Annotated in this window: 13 protein-coding genes and 2 tRNA genes; 4 read left to right on the plus strand and 11 right to left on the minus strand. The window is 51.0% G+C overall.

The annotated features are described in order from the left end of the window. Both K4305_RS10575 and K4305_RS10580 read right to left on the minus strand, forming a co-directional pair. On the minus strand, window positions 1–1,302 hold the full coding sequence (locus tag K4305_RS10575) for a DNA recombination protein RmuC (protein WP_331562404.1): 1,302 nt from the start codon (window positions 1,300–1,302) through the stop codon (window positions 1–3). Between the two features lie 277 nt (window positions 1,303–1,579). Beyond that, window positions 1,580–2,437, minus strand: a complete 858-nt coding sequence (locus tag K4305_RS10580; protein ID WP_331562479.1) for a bifunctional methionine sulfoxide reductase B/A protein — start codon at window positions 2,435–2,437, stop codon at window positions 1,580–1,582. Between the two features lie 317 nt (window positions 2,438–2,754). On the opposite strand from K4305_RS10580, the gene K4305_RS10585 reads away from it, so the two are divergent. Next, window positions 2,755–4,854, plus strand: coding sequence for a thioredoxin domain-containing protein (locus K4305_RS10585; protein WP_331562405.1), 2,100 nt, complete (start codon window positions 2,755–2,757; stop codon window positions 4,852–4,854). Here K4305_RS10585 and K4305_RS10590 read toward each other — a convergent pair. Next, window positions 4,844–5,074, minus strand: a complete 231-nt coding sequence (locus tag K4305_RS10590; protein ID WP_331562406.1) for a hypothetical protein — start codon at window positions 5,072–5,074, stop codon at window positions 4,844–4,846. The genes K4305_RS10585 and K4305_RS10590 overlap by 11 nt on opposite strands. Window positions 5,075–5,174: 100 nt before the next feature. Here K4305_RS10590 and K4305_RS10595 point away from each other — a divergent pair. Next, a tRNA-Val gene (locus K4305_RS10595) sits at window positions 5,175–5,248 on the plus strand. Window positions 5,249–5,257: 9 nt separating this feature from the next. On the opposite strand, the gene K4305_RS10600 is transcribed toward K4305_RS10595, so the two are convergent. From K4305_RS10600 to K4305_RS10630, 7 genes are all read right to left on the minus strand, one after another. After that, window positions 5,258–5,485, minus strand: a complete 228-nt coding sequence (locus tag K4305_RS10600; RefSeq protein WP_331562407.1) for a hypothetical protein — start codon at window positions 5,483–5,485, stop codon at window positions 5,258–5,260. Between the two features lie 132 nt (window positions 5,486–5,617). After that, window positions 5,618–8,098: an ATP-binding response regulator gene (locus tag K4305_RS10605; RefSeq protein ID WP_331562408.1), complete on the minus strand. Its 2,481-nt coding sequence runs from the start codon at window positions 8,096–8,098 to the stop codon at window positions 5,618–5,620. Between the two features lie 13 nt (window positions 8,099–8,111). Then, window positions 8,112–9,476 carry an SAM-dependent methyltransferase gene (locus K4305_RS10610; RefSeq protein ID WP_331562409.1) on the minus strand — a complete coding sequence of 455 codons (1,365 nt, stop codon included), beginning with the start codon at window positions 9,474–9,476 and terminating at the stop codon, window positions 8,112–8,114. Between the two features lie 658 nt (window positions 9,477–10,134). Continuing rightward, entirely contained in the window at window positions 10,135–13,398 is a 3,264-nt protein-coding gene (locus K4305_RS10615) for a PAS domain S-box protein (protein ID WP_331562410.1), read from the minus strand. A gap of 149 nt (window positions 13,399–13,547) precedes the next feature. Further along, window positions 13,548–14,018: a hypothetical protein gene (locus K4305_RS10620; RefSeq protein ID WP_331562411.1), complete on the minus strand. Its 471-nt coding sequence runs from the start codon at window positions 14,016–14,018 to the stop codon at window positions 13,548–13,550. A gap of 67 nt (window positions 14,019–14,085) precedes the next feature. Further along, window positions 14,086–16,203 carry an ATP-binding response regulator gene (locus K4305_RS10625; protein ID WP_331562413.1) on the minus strand — a complete coding sequence of 706 codons (2,118 nt, stop codon included), beginning with the start codon at window positions 16,201–16,203 and terminating at the stop codon, window positions 14,086–14,088. A gap of 341 nt (window positions 16,204–16,544) precedes the next feature. Beyond that, complete coding sequence (locus K4305_RS10630) at window positions 16,545–17,027, minus strand: SRPBCC domain-containing protein (RefSeq protein WP_331562414.1); 483 nt, start codon at window positions 17,025–17,027, stop codon at window positions 16,545–16,547. Window positions 17,028–17,075: 48 nt separating this feature from the next. On the opposite strand from K4305_RS10630, the gene K4305_RS10635 reads away from it, so the two are divergent. Continuing rightward, on the plus strand, window positions 17,076–17,816 hold the full coding sequence (locus K4305_RS10635) for an SOS response-associated peptidase (RefSeq protein ID WP_331562415.1): 741 nt from the start codon (window positions 17,076–17,078) through the stop codon (window positions 17,814–17,816). Between the two features lie 73 nt (window positions 17,817–17,889). Continuing rightward, window positions 17,890–17,960 (plus strand) — tRNA-Cys (locus tag K4305_RS10640). A 44-nt stretch (window positions 17,961–18,004) separates the two neighbouring features. Here the strand turns inward: K4305_RS10640 and K4305_RS10645 are convergent. Continuing rightward, window positions 18,005–19,162 carry a DegT/DnrJ/EryC1/StrS aminotransferase family protein gene (locus tag K4305_RS10645; protein ID WP_331562416.1) on the minus strand — a complete coding sequence of 386 codons (1,158 nt, stop codon included), beginning with the start codon at window positions 19,160–19,162 and terminating at the stop codon, window positions 18,005–18,007. Window positions 19,163–19,175: the final 13 nt, after the last annotated feature.

The following is a 19,175-nucleotide window of genomic DNA, read 5'->3' on the forward strand; positions in this document are numbered from 1 at the left end:
CTACTGAGCCTCCCCGCTTTCACCCTGTTCGTCGCCGGCTTCAACCGCAATCCGGCGATTCACTTTCGCCCCGAGCTTTCGTATCTCCTCTACCCTTCCTACCAGATTGCCCCGGCCATCCTTCAGCCTGCGCAGCACGAGATCGAACGAATCCGATACTCCGGCCATCTTTCTGCGACTCTCCTCGACGGCTTCGACGATCAGAGATACCTGGTCGTAAATCTTGCCGGCTTTTTCGGCAATCAGTTCCGCATTGCGGTTCTCGTTTTCCCTGCGCCAAATCTGCGCTATGAGCTTGAGCGTGATCATGAGGGTCGCAGGGCCGCATAGCACGAGGTTCCTGCCCGACATCTCGTACAGCAGTTCCGGTTCTGCCTGCATAACGGCCTGCCATGCAGGTTCGAGCGGTATGCACATAATCACGAAATCAAGCGTACGGCTGCCCCCTATGCCGGAGTAATCCTTTTCGAGCAGAGAGGAAATATGCCTTCGCACCGACTGCACATGCTCCCTGAGCGCCTTATCCCTGAGATCGCCATCTTCAAGGCTGCAGAACCGCTCGTAAGCAGTCAGCGAAACTTTGGAATCCACAACAACCGCCTTTTCGCCCGGAAGCAGCACCATAAAATCAGGGCGCATGAGCGAACCGCATTCTCTGCGAAAACTCTCTTGAGATAGATATTCACGCCCTTTTTCAAGTCCTGACGCCTCGAAAATGCGCTCGATAATCAACTCCCCCCAGTCGCCCTGGGCTTTCGCATCCCCTTTGATCGCCCGCGCAAGGTTGTTGGCCTCGTCGCTCACCCGGCTGCTGAACTCGAGCAGCTGCCGAACCTGCTCGCGCAAACTCGCAGAACCGGCTACGCTGGTCTCGTGCACCTCGTCAACCCTGCGCCGGAACGCTTCGAGCTGATCCCTGAACGGCTGCAACAGGCCATCCATCCCGCGGCGATTCTCTTCGCCAAGCGCTCTGCCCCGCTCCTCTATAATCCGTCCGGCAAGGTTTTCGAACTCGCGCTTCAGCCTGCTTTCGGAATCTTCAAGCAAGGAGATCTTTTCCGAAGCCGCCCTCTGCTCATGCTGCAGATCGGCTTCGAGACGGGCATGGGCAATCCTGAGCGCATCGAGCTCTGCCGTAACGGACTCAAGCCTCACAAGCGCCCTGTTCCGCTCTTCTTCAGTGCCCTGCAGCCGCATCAGTTCTGCCTTGGCAGGCGCATCTGCGAGTAAGCGGAACACCACAAAAGCAAGCAGCGCAAGCATCAGAAGCAGGAGCAAAACAAGAATCACTGGATCGTGCATAACGGTTTCAGATCTGATAACACAAAGCTTTATTAAAAGATACGCATAAAGCGGTCAAAAACGCATTGAGTCGGATCCGTCACAAGCTCCCCCGCCAGCGTATCAATTTTTTCCTTCTGTTCATTTGCTTTGATTATTAAAGTTCTTTGCATACAAACCAAAAAAAAGAGGGCGGACATACCTGTCCGCCTTTGATAACAACTTGCCGCCCCTTATGCGTAAAGCAACGGTGTGGCGCGAAAAACCAATGGCGGGTTGGAAAACCCGCCCCCCTTTATCAGAACCGTTTCGTATAGATATGACAATAAGGCTGGTGGCCTGTCTTTTCGTAGTAGTCCTGATGGTAATCCTCCGCAGGCCAGAACGTCGCGGCTTTCTCAAGCGTTGTCGCTACCCTGTACCCTTTCGCCTGCAATTCTGCAATGAGTTTTTCGGCTGTCCGCTTCTGTTCTTCGTCGCTGTAGAACAGGGCTGAACGGTACTGGGTACCTATATCGGGACCCTGACGGTTCACCTGGGTTGGGTCGTGGATTTCAAAAAAGAGCTTTGCAAGCGTTTCGTAACTCACCTGCTGCGGATCGTAGTCTATCTCCACAGCTTCCGCATGACCTGTCCGACCGCTGCACACCTGCTTGTATGAAGGATTGTCAATCTCGCCCCCGGTATAACCCGACTTGACGTCAAGTACTCCCTTAACCCTGCTGAAGTGGTACTCCACACCCCAGAAACAACCGCCCGCAAAAACCGCTTTCCGGGTCTCCGGCTTAACTGCCGCAGCTTCCGACCTGAAATCGAGCGATATCGAGTTCACACAATGCCGCACATTCTTTGCGGTCATGCCCTCATTGAAAAAAGCATGGCCGAGATGGCCTCCGCAGTTCGCGCACACGATCTCGGTACGCCTGCCGTCAGCATCCGGAACCTTCTTTACTGCGCCCGGTATGGCGTCGTCAAAACTCGGCCACCCGGTACCGGATTCGAATTTGTCCGTTGAACGAAACAGCGGAGCGTCACACCTCCGGCAGTGATATGTTCCTTTTTCCTTGTTCAGATAATATTTTCCGGTAAACGGCATCTCAGTACCCTTATGCACGATAACCCGTTCCTCCTCCGGCGTAAGCTGATTGTAAGACATGTTGTACTCCTCCTTTTTCTTCTGCTGTAATGATGATTCAGCATCTTCGGGAACGGTACCGGTCGAACATGACGCAAGGAAAAGATGCACAATCGCCAAAACCGCGCACACGAGCATCCCTTTGAACCATCTCCCCGAACCGTTTGCGAATCCTGAAATCATTTTTTCCGACTTTTTCTGTCCTGTTTTATAACTCCATCCCCATATAACCCGAGACCATTACAGTTTGTTTCCGGTTCGTCAAGAACTTTCATTGCCGCACTGCTTGTTGAATGAATGAAAGAACTCTTTTGATAGTCCATCGAAACAGTGCAGATATGAAAAGCGGAAAAACGCATACGAACCGCCTTGCCCAGGAGAAAAGTCCCTATCTGCTTCAGCATGCCGGCAACCCGGTGAACTGGCTCCCATGGGGTGAAGAGGCCTTCGCTGAAGCAAGGGAACGCGATCTGCCGATCTTCCTCTCCATAGGCTATGCCACCTGCCACTGGTGCCACGTGATGGAGCGGGAGTCATTCGAAAACCATGGAACGGCAGAACTGCTCAACCGGTATTTCATACCGGTCAAGGCAGACCGCGAGGAACATCCCGACCTCGACCGCCTCTACATGACCTACGTGCAGGCTTCTACCGGCCGCGGAGGGTGGCCCATGTCGGTCTGGCTCACGCCTGACCTGCAGCCATTCTACGGGGGCAGCTACTTTCCTCCCGAAGACCGCTACGGCATGCCGGGCTTCGGCACCCTGCTCCGCTCCATAGCCGAACTCTGGTCAAACGACCCTGCCAGAATAAAGGCTGCCGCAGCAGGTTTTTTCGAACAGATTGCACTTACGGCACAAACCCCTTCGCAATCATCGGCAATACCGGGAAATGCTGCCGAAAATGGCTGTTTCGAATGGCTTCAATACGCATACGATCCCTCCTGGGGAGGATTCGGGCCGGCTCCGAAATTTCCGAGACCGGCGCTCATCACCTTTCTGTTCAGTTACGCAGCCCGCAACGCGAACCGCGAAGCCGCATCAATGGCGCTCTATACGCTCAGGCGCATGGCCGAGGGCGGCATTCACGACCATATCTGGAGTACAGGAAAAGGCGGAGGAGGATTCTCCCGCTACGCAACCGATGCCCGCTGGCATGTACCGCATTTCGAAAAAATGCTGTACGATAACGCCCAGCTGGCAGTCAGCTATCTCGATGCGTTCCGCATGAGCGGAGAGCGATATTACGCCTCAGTCGCAGAAAATATCTTCAATTACGTATTGCACGACCTGCGGTCTCCGGACGGCGGATTCTATTCGGCCGAAGACGCCGACAGTTATCCGGAACATGGAAGCACTGAAAAAAAAGAAGGCGCCTTCTACATCTGGTCTCTGGAGGAACTGCGGCAACTGCCGATTGAAACGGCAGCACTCGAACTCTTCATTCTTGTCTGCGGAATCGATCCCGATGGAAACGTAAGGGAAGACCCGCACGGAGAATTCGACGGAAAAAACGTGCTCATGCACCTGATGGCGCCTGAAAAAGCCGCGAAGCTGGCCGGCGTTCCGGCAGATAAAGCAATTGCATCCATTGACACCGTGCGGGAAATGCTCTATCTGAAGCGACTGAAAAGACCCCGCCCGTTCCTCGACGACAAAATCATCACATCGTGGAACGGACTCATGATATCCGCTCTGTCGCAAGGATTCAACGTACTCGGCAACCACGAATACCTCGACGCAGCAAGAAAGGCCACAGACTTCATATTTGACCGGCTCTATAGGGAAAAAGAGGGCACGCTTCTGCGCCGCTATCGCGACGGCGAAGCTGCCATACCTGGAAAAGCCGAAGATTATGCATGCTTCATTCGCGGCCTGCTCGACCTCTACCAGGCATCCTTCGAAGAACGCTGCCTTGCATACGCGCAAAGGCTGTGCGACAAACAGAACGAACTCTTTTACGACGACAAATCGGGAGGGTATTTCAGTACAGCCTCGACAGACACCAGCGTACCGGCAAGACTCAAGGAGGAATATGACGGTGCCGAACCGGCAGCCGCATCGGTAAGCGTCAGAAATCTGCTCGATATAGCGGCAATAACCGGAAACGATGCGTATAGAGACATGGCGGAACAATGCCTGAAGGCCTGCTCCGGAATACTGTCGGAACGCGGCAACGCACTGCCGCTCATGCTGACGGCTCTCGACTATGCCCGCAAGGGAGGCTTACAGGCCACGGTTTCAGGCGATATGCCGTCGGATAAACTTCGCGAAATTCTGCAGATTCTCTATGCACGCTATCTGCCCGATATGACTGTACAACACATCTCGGCAACGAACGTCACCAAACCAACCATTACGCTCTGCCGCAACCGCTCGTGCATGCCCCCCGTCTCCTCTCCGGAAGAGCTCAGGCAACTTCTCGATACTATCCGTTAAAGGGCAGCCGGTCTTCGATATCGTCGCGATCGTCTTTTTTGTGCATCACGCTGTCGGCAACCTGGCCGATAATCGATCCGGCAGCGAAAACCCCGAGACCGACAACGGCAAGACCGGTCAGCACCGGCATCAACGGAGCGGCAAGAGGCCCGACCACCGCGGCGCCGGCAACGCCGGCAGCTGTCTTGACAGCCATATCCACAGGATTCGGCGTTTCCATGTATTTCTCCTGTTTTAGGACGTGAATTTTGATATTTTGTATGCGTTCCTTACCTTATCGCTTATCATTTGCGAAAACGTATACGTTTTCGACGGCATAAGGACAATTAGCTCAGTTGGTTAGAGCGTTCGCTTCACACGCGAGAGGTCATAGGTTCGAGTCCTATATTGTCCACACCCTCGTTCATATCTCTCCGGAATCCGGCGCATTACCCTCCTGGTTATCACTGGCGCTCCCGGAGTTTTTCTGCGATGTATCCACAACTTCGAGCACCTGTTTCAAAAGCGAATCGGCAACGAACAAACCGGCTCCGCCGACAAGCATGCCGGCAACACCGTGCATTACGAAAGGCATTCCTAATGGCGTAAGGAGGATTGCACCTCCAGCCGCAGCCGCAGCGTCCTTCAGCATAATACTTCTCCTGTATGAATTGGATTAACGACCGTCCGGGCGTACGATGCCCACTGGTCATGAAACGTCATGCTTCAATATACACAGGAATTATCTGAAAAAGGAATCGAGGGAAAATCAGGGTCTTGCATTTCAGACCTTTTCCGCCAACAATGCCTCAAGAGCTTCGACGATGTGCTCTACTTTGGAGCGAGGATCTTCGGTTCTTCCGTTACGGCAATGCATTTCAAGTTCTTCGGCTGCCTTGCTGAGCGATACGATGCCAAGAATGGCGGCACTCCCTTTAAGTTTATGCGCCTGTTGTTTAAGACTTTCGATATCAGCTTCCTCAAGAGCCCGGCGAAGAGTTGCTGGCATATCCTTAAACTCCTCATGAAAAATGCGCAAGAGATCTTCGCTCTCCGATAACGACAGACCGTATGCAGAAGTAACTGCTGTTGAGTGAGCATACTCTTTCACCGCTTTATCCTGAAGAGGATTTTCTGCAGGAACCGACAGTTGCCTGCCAATGGAGGCAAGAAGCAGTCTGGGGCTGTCCGTTTTGACGCGAAAGTCATTCATTCCCGCGTTTCTCGCCGCAGCCTCCTCTTCAATCGCCCCGCTGAGCCCGATAACAGGCATCCGGGCATAACGGTGGTTCCGGCTCGATCGAATCCTGCGAGTCAGTTCGAGTCCATCCATTCCCGGCATATGAATATCGGTTATCATCAACTCGAAATCCTGCTTTCTCAGAATCTCCAGCGCCTGATCACCGCTATCCGAAACGGTCACGACAATTCCCTTGTCTCTGAGATACATCGCGAGCAGGTCGCGATTCAGAGCTGAATCGTCCACCAGCAGCACTTTTCGTCCGGAAAACGGAGAACCCGGATATTTTCCCTCAGGGACGGCATTGATCACGGATCGCAGAGAAGTGATAAGTTCCGCCTGGCTGCAGGGCTTGGCGATAAAAGCCTGCATTCCCGCGTTTTCCGATCTGCTTCGTGCGGTCATGACGGACTCTGAACTGTGTGCCGCAACAGGCACCGAACAGGCTTCCTGACCTGCTTCGCCGCGGCGCAGCCTTTCGACCGCTTCATAACCGCCCATGGAAGGCATGTTCAGGTCCATGATAACAAGATCGTACCGTCTTTCAGCGAGCTTATGCAATGCTTCCCGCCCATCGACCGCCTCGTCGACCTCAACCTCCAGAGGAGCAAGATACTTTTTCAGGACTATGCGGTAAAGCGCTTCGTCGTCAACGATCAGCAGATGTTTTCCCTTAAAATCGGCCATTCCCATGGATATGACGCGCTCCGTGTAGATGTTCATCTCCTTTTCGGAAATAACCGGAAAAGAAAGCGTGAACTCGGTGTACTGGCCTTCTATCGATTTACAGACAATATCCCCGCCGAAAGCGGTCATGATCCGCTTGCAGTAAGCCAGCCCGAGACCGGTACCTGCAGTCTTGCCTTTGGTGAAAAAGCTGTCAAAAATATGCGGCAGAGCCTCGCTCGATATTCCCGGCCCCGAATCATGAAAGTATATATAATTATGAGTTTTACCTGTCTCAAGGCGTACCGTGATCTGACTATCGGGACAGGTTTTGAAATAGAAAAGGGCATTCTTCAGCAGGTTGAAGAGCACGAAAACGAAAAGCGTTTCGTTGATATGAAAAACGAACTGATCTTTCGTGACAAGATGAACGCGCTTCCTGTCCTGTTCAGATTCATAGCCGAATTCATCGAGCGCGTTGCGCGTAACCCTGGCAGCGGACAGATAGGTAAAACTCTCCGGCCCTATAGGCTTCTCGCGAACTTCGCTGAGAACCATATCAATCACCTGGGCACCTCGTTTTACGGCCATCTGACCACGAACCACCCGTTCGTAGAGACTTTCGAGCCTCTCCTTGCCGATCGGTTTGTTATACTCTTCGGGCGTTACCTGCGGCAAAAGGTTCTGTATGCTGTAAAGGCAGTGCCGAATCTGGCCGAGGGGGTTGCGCATCTCGTGAGCGATGCTCCCTGCCAGAGACTGCAGCACCGTATTCCGCTCGTTTGCCAGAGCACCCTTTTTATTGGTGGAATTGACCAGCAAACCAAGCAGAATAGCAATCGGCACAGACAGGAAGTATTCGATAATATGCTGCGTAATCGTCAGATGAGTGCCGGTAGCGACAAAGAATCCCGCATAAGCGATGGCAATACCGGAAACGAAAAGAAATGCCAGGAGAAAGTAATTGGTGATAAAAATGATGAACACGAACAGCATGACGGTTTCGGCAACCAGCCACAGACCTGAAAAGTCATTCATCAGCATCAGGTAGGTAAACACAACAGGAAAGGTAAAGGTCAGCCATAAATACCAGTATATCATCATCAACGGCCTGAACCTGACGGGATAACGGTTGTGGAACAGAATCGGCACAAAGGTTACCGCCGTTGCGAAACGAAGCTCGAAAGACTCGTAAGGCTGAGGAAAAACAACCGTACAGAGCAGGTAATAGAGCGGATGGCCCCATAGCCCTATGTACCTGATATAATTGATCGTCAGTTCGTTACGATCGTAGTCTTTCAGGAAAAAATCCTCCAGGCGTTTCAGAAAAGAGGATCTGGAAGAGTATCTGGGGGTCATCGATAAGAGCATATTAGCTTTTCAGAACACAGAAACTGTAATGGTTATAAACATCCTCTTCGATATCGAGAAGCTCTCCGGAACGAATGTCCTGTTCTATGATAAAATCGTACCTGTCGGCAAGATCTTCGATATCGTTATATCCGTTAATGAAGGGCTCGCCCATTTTCCGTATATTGTGAATGAATCCTTCAGCTTCGCGTATACCCGTTCGGATTTCTATCAGATCCTGCGACACATAATCAAGCCAGATGCAGGAATCCTCCTGCATGATCTTTTTTATCGAACGGAGGATGCCGTCAATAATCATTTCCCTGAAATACATCGAGCCCCCCTCCCAGATAAAAAACGTCGGCAACCCGGGATCGAAATCCGATCGTTCCTGCAGCGCCTGATCGATCGGCTGGTTTTCAAGGTCTATGGGAACGGCGCGTACCGGTATATTTTTATCGTAATTGAAAATGCTTTGTCGTTCATGCAGCATGACCGGCAGGTCGAGATCGTAAACGACGGCATGAGGAAAATCAAGCCGCCAGAACCTGCTGTCGTAACCTGAACCGATATTGACCACATTGAATTTCGTTTTTCCCGAAGCGAAAGCCCGTACGCACTCGTCAATATGCCGCGTACGGGCAGCTATCATGTTCTGAAGCTGCGGAGTAGCCACGCTGAACCTTCTGGCAAGGGTAATGCCGTGCTTTCCGGCCAGCATGAAGGCATAAGGATCGTCAAACCGCCTCTCTTCCCGTGGCTTCTCCTGTTCAAGTGCGCGCAATCCTACAATCAGTTTTGCCGTTGTTTTGGTCTTGTGCTCATAGAGCAGATCGATCTTGTCAATATCGTAAGCATTTCGTTTAAGCCCCCTGATATCCTGCGTCCAGTAGGTAAAATCGGCCGTGGCAACAAGCTTCTCGCCGTTGTACATGTGCACGGGAACAGTCACAACTATCTTGCTGCTGCTGGCAAATCGTCTGGCAAGCCCTTCCCATCGCTCTTTGTCGATCCGTGCCTTGCAGGTCAGGTTATGACAGCTGGGAGTGATCCATTTGATGGAAGCCTTCGCTCCCCACATGTAACCGGCGTTTTCATCCACCGAAGGCCAGAACCCGATAATCGGCACACGATGAAACAGAGTGGTCAGGGCCAACCCGCCAGTGTATTCTGCGGCAAGCAACATAAGCGGGCCTTGGTGGGCAATGTACTGATTCGATGAATTAGGAATAAGCGGAAGTTCCGTTTCGGCATAACCGCGCTCGACATCCGTAATCTTCCAGTCGATGAAACCAAGAGCCGGTACCGATTCGTGGAAAGACAGCGTAAGAGCTTCAAGATCGAAACGATCCCTGCGATCCTCCTCCCATGCGTCGATTGAATTCAAAAGAAAAGAATGATTGAAATTAGGAAGCATACGGTTATTAATCGCGATGTTACAGCTTGTCGGGGATGCGGGACTTACGACGTGCGCTTCAGAAATTATCCGCCGGTCAGTAAATTAACAATTCAGCCAAACTTACCGCGACATCGAATTTCCATTGAAAAACCATGTCGGAATAGCAGGCAGCCAGATGAAAACAAGGAAATACCGTGATCTTTGAATAAAGAAAACATATATCCACCTTTACTTCAATGTAACAATCCTTTAATAAAAACTGAAAATTTATCTCTTTTTTATACAAAGAGATAGCAACAAACAAACCGCTATTATTACGCAGAACAATAAACATCCTCATTCATAACCCGTATATGATTCCTGCGATTCTGCTCCTGAACCATGCAATGCTGGAAATTTCGGAATCAAGCAGGGTACCGATCTCTTTCCGGCAAATAAGGACACACGACTGACTGGAGGGGCAAAGTTCCTGAATACCAGCTCTTGCGTGTTGACGGCTCTTCGCTTCCCGGATATGTACCCGAGAACATGAACCGCTTGTTCGTCGGCATACCGAGAAACGATACTCCGGACTTTAACCTGCTGAATGGTTTGCAACCCGCTCCTGAAAACCGACGTAATTTCCCTCAGCACCTAAAGTGGTTCACTACGACACACTTATTGCGTTTCCCTCAAGAACATTACAAACTTTTTGCCTCAGTGTATTTATACTGAACGGCTTCTGGATAAACTGGACATCGGTATCGATAACTCCATGACTTGCGATATTATCGGCAGTATACCCCGACATATAAATTACCTTCATTTCCGGTTGAATCGAGTGCAGTTTGAAGGCAAGATCGCGTCCGTTCATTTCCGGCATAATCACATCAGTAAGGAGCAGATGAATTGCCCTTCCAGGTTCTTCTGCTATCTGAAGGGCTTTTTCCGGCGTATTGGCAGTAAATACCGAATAACCGATTTTTTCGAGTACCATCCTGCATAGCTTCAGTATTTCCGGTTCGTCTTCTACAAGCAGTATGGTCCCTTTTCCCTGAACAACAGGAGAAACCGGTTGATCTTCGGCTGGCTGATGCAGTGTTTTGACAACGTGGGGCAGATAAATCCTGAATGACGCTCCCTTTCCGGGTTGGCTTTCAAGATTGATAAAACCGTTATTCTGCTTCACGATGCCGTAAACTGTCGAAAGACCGAGTCCGGTGCCTTTTCCGATCTCCTTGGTCGTAAAAAAAGGCTCGAAAATATGTTCGAAATGTCGCTTTTCGATCCCGCAACCGGTATCGGTTACTGCAAGCATAACATATTCGCCGGGCGTTACCATCGAATATGCGTCGCCATCAGTTTTGTCAATGCTCCTTGCGCCTGTTTCAATAGTAACCGTTCCCACATCGACTATAGCATCGCGGGCATTAACGCAAAGATTTACAAGAATCTGATCGATTTGCGAAGGATCGATATTAACGAACAGTTGCAATGTGCAGGGCTGCCAGCAAAGATATATATCCTCTCCGATCAATCTCCTCAGCATATTCAGCATCCCTTCCACCAGGATGTTCAACTCCACGATTTTCGGCGTAACAGTCTGTTTTCTTGCGAAAGCAAGAAGCTGTCCGGTCAGATTCGCAGAACGGTTGGCCGCATTTACAACCTCCTCGATATGTTCTGTATTGGCTGGATCAAGGTTTTCTGAAGCAAGAGCCAGCTCGGCATTACCAAGAATAACGCCAAGCATATTGTTGAAGTCGTGAGCTATACCTCCGGCAAGTCGACCGACAAGCTCCATTTTCTGCGATTGCTGAAGCTGAATTTCAAGCTTTTCTTTTGCCTCCTCAGCCAATTTTCGCTCTGTAATATCGATAAACGATCCGCTTATGAAATCCGCCTCGCCTTTTTCGTTATATACAAGTGTTGCCGTATTGCTCAGCCAGGCGATTGTGCCATCACGACGCTTGAATCTCGACTCGAAACCGCTGACGTATCCGTCTCTCATAAGCAGTTCCCTGAGCCGCAATGCATCCTCGGGATCGACGTAACTTTCGCGCGTATCTTGCATTAACCACCAGTCTCGATCCTCTTTGTCAGCACGGGCTATCTGAAGACAACATTCGTTAGCCGTTATGATGCGCCCTCCCAGATCACTCTGATACAAGCCTATCGGCAGGGTTTCATACAATTCCCGATATTTTTTTTCACTTTTCTGCAAGGCTTTTTCTGCTTCAATTCGCAGAATTTCCCCCGACAGGCGCATCGATACGAGTTTTATGATCGTTTCGGCAAGATTGCCGTTTTCAAGCAAACCTCTACCGATAACCCTGATGATTCCGATCGATTGCCCGTTATGGTCAAAAAGCGTCGCGGCTATATAGCTTTCTGCCCGAAGGTACTGAAACAACCGATCCTGCGGAAACAGATCGCGTACGCCTGAGAGATGGATGCATATTCCGTTTTCATCCAGTGCTGCCGCAGGGAGCATGTTCCACGCCGCATCGGATATTTCATCCGTATCATATCCGATACTCCATATACCAAGCGTCGTCATGGCTGAGCCATCACGTTCGAATCGCCCGATATGCACAACATCCACGCCGAGGCAATCGGCGAGGTATCGAGCCAGAGCGCTGAAAAAAGAGTCGGATGCCGGCAACGATGTAATACGGGCAAGGAAGCTCTGCATGTCCTCGATCCGTTTACGATCGGTAATGTCTATGCCGATACCTATCAGATAAGGCTTACCGTCGAAAACAATACGCCGACCGGTCATCAGAAACCAGCGGAATGCAGGTCCTCCGCAAAGCAGCACCCTCCCCTCCGCAATTTCGACAGTTCCTTCTTCAAGTACATTGGTGATTTTTTTCTGAATCACCACTCGATCTTCCGGATGAATGCTTCGAATCGCTTCGGCTTCACGCATCTCATATTCCGGTTTGCCGATAATCACATCTCGCTGATACGCATTCCATGCAGCATATCGTCCCTCGATATCAATCATATAAAACGTCCCGGGAATACTCTCAATAACTGCTTTGCGAAAGGACTGCTCTTTCATTTCGGCCTTCTGTGCGAGCTTGAGCATCGTTATATCGATCACGATTCCTACATATCGGCTTACCTCGCCTTCTTCGTCTTTGAACGGGGTACCTTTCGACATAAGCCATCGTTCAGCGCCGTCAGCCTGCCTGACCTGCCACTCGATAGTAAATTCTTCAGCTTTCCTTGCCGCTTCGATCACGACTCTTTCGGTTTCCTCCCTCTCTTCGGGCAGTATGGATTTCAGCCAGGCATCATAGGATGCCTCGGTACAATCCTTATCGAGTCCATAGAGACGAAACAGTTCATCCGTCCAGATATTGCTGTCAGTCTTTGTATTCCACTCCCAGATACCCGCATGAGCGGCATCCATGATAAGCTGTAATCTGCTCTTGCTTTCGGCAAGATCGCGATACGCCCTGTTGCGAAGGGTAACGTCGTGTACCGTGGTAATAATGTAATCGCTTTCAGCGTTGGCTACCATCGTAACGCTGATCTCCGCATCAATCAGATAACCGTCTTTATGCAGCAGGACCGCATCGAACAGACATTTCCTGTTTTTTTCCAGCCCGCCCAGGAAATTTGCCAGAATGGCTTGCATATCCTCTTGAGGATGAAGATCCTCCGGGCCCATCCCGAGCAACTCCTCCTCGGTGTAACCGCTCATTCGGCATGCGGCTGGGTTAACCAGTTCAAACCGTCCGGTTTTGCCGTTTTCGAACATTCTATGAACAAAAACGCCATCCCTGATATGCTCAAAAATTGTTTTATAGATACTCGCCTGTTCAGGTACGATATGATCCTGCGGTTCTGAGTGGATGTTATCGGGTGCTGCCGATCCGGATAATTCCTGATCGAGGCGGGTGGAGGATGGATTCTGCATGTTGACTGGTGTTGACAGGCAAATTTCTGAGCCCTGGCATCGAGGCTGAACCCGGTTTGATTGCCGGGCCTGCTCAGCGGCCGGTTTTTCTTAACGGATACCGCCCCGTAACGAAAACATGCAGACGGATCCCGGATGGTAATAGCATTTCATTCATGGCGTTTTCCTTTTGAAGGCAGAATAACCGCAGGCAATCCGGGAAAACGCGATGAAAGTTTTCCGAAATAACCGGAACTGTCCATACATGCAGGATCATCCGGTTCGGTACAGGGTATTTCGACGATAGTCCATGTACCCTTAACCCTTTGCAAGAGAGCATAAAAGTCCTCATACCGAGAGTTTCCGTCCATAGACCGGGGCTGCGTATGCACCCATGCCCACCCCTCGCAGACCTTCATTGACTTCACGACGAAAACAACATCGAGCTCATGAAGCTCCCTGACCTTCATACGCATGACGTCGAGTATTGCCTTGCGTTCGACGCTGCCCGGAGCCGGAGTGAATACTTCCTCGCTCCGGGTTTTTCCCGAAGCATCCCGAAAAAAGAAGATATCAGCCTGGGCGATACCTGTAATCAGCATGAAAACTGCAGGCAGAAAAAGGCTTCGAACGTGTTTCATCGCCGATTGCATGATTGTTAATAGTTGACAGCTGCCCATTGAAGGATAAAAGCTGCCCCCACGATAATCAGAGAACCTTGCTGATCTTTTCGGCAAGCACGCGGATATCGACAGGCTTCACGACGTAATCATTCATCCCTGAAGATAGAGCTTCACGAACGAGTTGCTCATCCGATTCGCCGCTGAAACCGATCACCGGAAGAACAGCAATATCCTCTCTTGCCGATTTTCGTATCCGCCTGGTAGCCTCGATACCGTCGACTATGGGCATCCCGATATCCATGAGCACCATATCGAACCTGGAGGATTCTATCTTTTCGAGTGCATCCCGCCCGTTCTTCGCCTCCTCGGCATGCATGCCGTATTTTTCGAGCATCATGGCAAGTCCGATCCGGTTGACCGACGAATCGTCGACAATCAGCACCCTTCGCCCATGAAGACGCTGGAGCTGAATGCCTTCGAGCTCCCGAAAAACTCCAGCAAGACCCATAATCAACTCCTCGTCAGTACAGGGTTTTGCAAGCAAACCCTGCATTCCCGCCTTGATCGTCTTTGCATGGACAACAGCATAAGGTTGCTCAGTATAGCCCAGAACGGGAACGACGGAAGCTGATTTACCAGCATCTCCCTGCCGTATCAGTTCCGTGGCCTCGTAACCATCGAGCACCGGCATGAAAAGATTCATTATAACAAGATCGTAGGGGGCGCTGCGCAGCTTTTCGATGGCCTCCCTGCCATCGGCTGCCTCGTCCAGAAAAGCAACAACTTCCCCAAGCACCCTGCGCACCTCTTTCCTGTCCTGTTCCCTGTCGTCAACCACGAGAATACGCTTCGCTCCAAAAAGATCGCGATTTTCATTGATCAGCCCTTCGAGGCTTGCCTGTAACTGCTCCCGGGAAACCACAGGAAAGTCGAGCACGAACTCTGTGTAGGAGCCTTCTTCTGAATTACAGGTGATATCGCCGTTGAAAGCATGCATAACCCGCTTGCAGTATGAAAGCCCCAATCCCGTTCCCCCTTTTTTGCCTGAAGTATAGTAGGGATCGAATAGCCGCTTCAGATGCTCCGGCGGAATCCCCGGTCCAGTATCCCTGACTTTTACGCTGTTAATATCTTCTCCCGGCTCGATCGTTATGTAAATTTTCGCTTCCGGACGCGATTCCAGAACATAAAGCGCATTCTTGAGGAGATTGAAAAGCACGAACATATACATGGTTTCGTTAACACGGAACTTGAAATCCCGGCTGCTGCGAAAAACGATCTTCTTCCGCTCCGACGAAGATTCGAAACCATACTCATCTATCGCCTTACGGGTTGTCAGCGTTGCACTCGCATGGATAAAACTGTTTTTACTGATGGGTTTTTCATTGACTTCATCGAGAATCATGGTAATGATCTGCGATCCTCGCCTGACTGCAATCTGGCACCATGCCACGTGCTGGTAGAGGCTGTCGAGCACCTGCATGATATTTTCCTGCAGATCTGCCGACCTTCCATTATCCTCTCGCCCGCAGGAGGGTAGCTGATGCTCAATAATATCGAGATTCAGTCGAACCTGGCTGAGAGGATTACGCATTTCATGCGCAATACTGCCGGCAAGTGCCTGAAGAGCCAAGTTTTTTTCGAGCGCCACCTGTCCCTTTCTGTTGCTGTAACTGAAAAGATAACCTGCCACAAGGCAGAACGAAAGCACTGTAGCATAAGCAGCAATATCGAAATCCGGATTCAGCGAAGCGCCTGGAGATGTCAGCATAAAAAAAGCTACCGCCGCCAATATGCCAAGAACAAGGTCGAAGAGCAGCATCAGCCAGTTCGGAACAAAGGCGATCAGAACGAATACCATGAAAATTTCCCAGTAAAGCCAGAGTTCGTGAAAATCGTTCTTCAGGAGGTAAAACGTAAAGATAAAAGGCAAAACAAATATCAGGGTAAAATGCCAATAATACGGGAAAATCCTCTTTGCCACCGGAGAATCAAGCCTCACAAGCAGCAGGGCAAAGAGAGCGAGTAATGATCCGGCTAAACGTAAAGCAAAACTTTCATACGGCATGAGAAAGCCGTATTTCAAAAGAAAATAAAAAAAAAGGTGTCCCGGCGCAGCAAGAAGCACGCCCCAGGTTACGTTGAACCGCGATATCCGGGTGCCCTCATCGAAGCACTTCCTTATATATCCTGAAAGAAGCATGCTTTTTACCCTTTTTGCTGGAACGAACGGCAATTCAGCATTGCGTTTCAAATCCACAGAACAGAATGGCGCTGCCGCCATTAAAGGCCATTAACCGCGTAAAAAAGAAGAGCAGGGGAAAGACGGGAACGTGTACATTATTCATGTAAATGTAAACAAAAAGCATAAAAAACATGAGTTTTCCGGGCAATCGACGCGCAACGGCATCCACAATCAAAAAAACAAAGCTGTTTATGATACCGGTAACCTCAAACCGAAAGCATTGATGAAGTCCGATCTTCATCAATGCCCGATAGCTTCTATACTGCAAGGATTTTTAACCAGATCGCTCTTTTTATTTATCATCGGGTTTTCCGCAGCTGACCGGAATTTTCCAGCGATTCACGTTTACTGGCCTCCATATGCACTCTCTGCGTTATCGCCTTGTTCATCCGTTCGTAGTCGCTCCTGAACATGCGCCGCATGACGCTTCCGGCAAGGACCCCAATGATGCCTGAAAACCGTTCGATATTATCGAACCTCACGCCTCCGGTGCGATCACCTGAAATACAAAAGCAGTGTTCGACGCGTAACAGACCTGCGGGAAACGTCAAGACCCAGCATAACCGTTTTTCAGGATGTACGGCGGTAACGACAAACGGAAGGCGAATCGCGGGCAGGAAGCGAAGCCTGACCCGTATGCGTATGGGACACCCTTCGCGCAACTCGCCATCGAGGGACGTGATCATGGTATTCCACTCGGGATATGCCGCAGCATCGGCAAGTACCTTCCAGACTGCCCCGGGTGCGGCATCGAGGGTTATACCGGTCTGGACTTCGACCATACGGAAAAGGAACTTTTTCAGTATCGATTAAATGTTATATGATTTATAATGCCAAACCCCGGAACGATGTGCGGACGATTCGGTTTTTTTGAGCTGCGCTACTTCCTCGATCAGCTCAGGCAGCTCGAACTGCCTTTCGAGGAGGAAGAACACTACGGGTTCATGCCTGGTTATAACATAGCGCCTGACAACACCGTAACCGTACTGCTCGGCGACGAAGGTGTAAACGTGCTCGCCAATGCGCATTGGGGGCTCGTTCCCCACTGGGCGGAAACCATCCCGAAAATACGACCCGTGAATGCCCGGGCGGAAAGCCTCGGAACGAAGCCCTACTTCCGCCACATGCTGAACCGCCGCCACTGCCTGATTCCCGCAAGCGGATTTTACGAGTGGAGCGCTGCGCGAGACGCGAGTCCCAAGTCGAGCGCCATGCGAGACGCGAGTGACAATAAACAGCCCTGGTACATCCATCGCGCCGACAAGCGACCCATGGCGCTGGCCGGACTCTGGGACCGTTGGCAACCAAAAGACGAAAAGAAGCCTCCCCTGACTTCCTGCGCCATCATCACAACAGAAGCGAATGCCGATATGCAGTCCATCCACGAAAGAATGCCGGTTATCCTTGAGCAGGAATCATGGCAGGAGTGGCTCGATGCAGACGGAAAAGCGGCAACATGCCTTCTGAGGCCAGCTGTCGACGGCATTATAGAAAGCTACCGGGTATCGAGAAAGATCAACAATCCTCAGTATATCAGAAAAGATTGCATCGAACCTCTCAACGAGGAATAAAGCATAAATTATTGGCCGTTGTTTTTGAAATAACGGTTTTCTTTTTTTACCTTTACTTCCCGTTGAACAACAGGGCGAAGTGGCCGAGTGGTCAGGCAGAGGTCTGCAAAACCTTGTACAGCGGTTCGAATCCGCTCTTCGCCTCCCGATAAAAAAAGCCGCAGCAACGCGGCTTTTTTTATGTGCGTTTACCCGATCTTTTCCGCACCGGTTATAATCGCTTCGGCAAGCTTCCCGATTGTCTCGTTATCCATCAGCACCGGAATGTTCAGGCATATACTGCTGCGCAGCATGGCACCGGTTTTCGGCCACAGCGTTTCGAGATCCACACCGCGATAACGGTCATATTCCGGCAGCAGATGGCTCCAGACGCCGGCATAGTGCCAGTCGAGCGCTTCGGGCAGAATCTTGGTGCCGAACCCTCGCTCCATGAGGTGCGCTTCGAATTGCAAGGCCGCTTCGCGGTCGCGCACGCAAAAAATAAGCGTATCGCCTTGCGAGCCCGATTCGTCGCTGAAAGGACGCAGAGAAATATTGCCGAGATGCCTGATTGCTTCCTTGATTTTTTTCTTGTTCTCCTTCGAGCGAGAAAGGATATGGTCGATCTTGCGAAGCTGCGCGAGCCCGATTGATGCGGTAACTTCGCTCAGGCGAAGATTAAGTCCTTTTGCGCGGCGCGGATCCTTGCCGCGCGGAAGGCCGGAAATATGCATGTGGCCATGGTCGGAAAACTCGGCCGCTCGATCGTACACCTCCCTGTCGTTGGTCACGATTATGCCGCCCTCGCCGGTATGCAGAGTCTTGCCGGCATCGAACGAAAATGAACCAACCTTGCCGATAGTGCCGAGCTTGCGCCCTTTGTAGGTCGCTCCAAGCGCCTGCGCGGCATCCTCGATGAGCGTAAGACCGTACTTTTCGCAAATGGCGGCAATTTCGTCCATTTTCGGCGGCGCCCACATGGGAATGGCCACAACGGCTTTGGTGGCCGGAGTGATGGCTTTTTCGATTTCCGCCGGATCGAGATGGTAGGTTTCGTCGATTTCAACCGGTACCGGTATCGCACCGAGGGCGCTTATAGCCTCAACAGGTGCAATGAAGGTCCATGCGGTAGTGATCACTTCGTCACCGGAACCGATACCCGCTCCGGCAAGCGCCGAGTGGATGGCCGCCGTGCCGGAAGAAACCGCGTGCGCGTATTTGACACCCATGTAGTCCGCAAACCGTTCCTCGAATTCCCGAGCCTTGTAATTACCACCCCCGTAACGGTAAAGGTTCACTTTTTCGTGACTGAACAGTTCCTGTATTTCTGCCAGTTCCTCGCGACCAATTAATTCTGCTCCTGCCATGTTGGTTAGCTTG

It is taken from the genome of Chlorobium sp. (assembly GCF_036528655.1).
Lineage (GTDB): Bacteria > Bacteroidota > Chlorobiia > Chlorobiales > Chlorobiaceae > Chlorobium.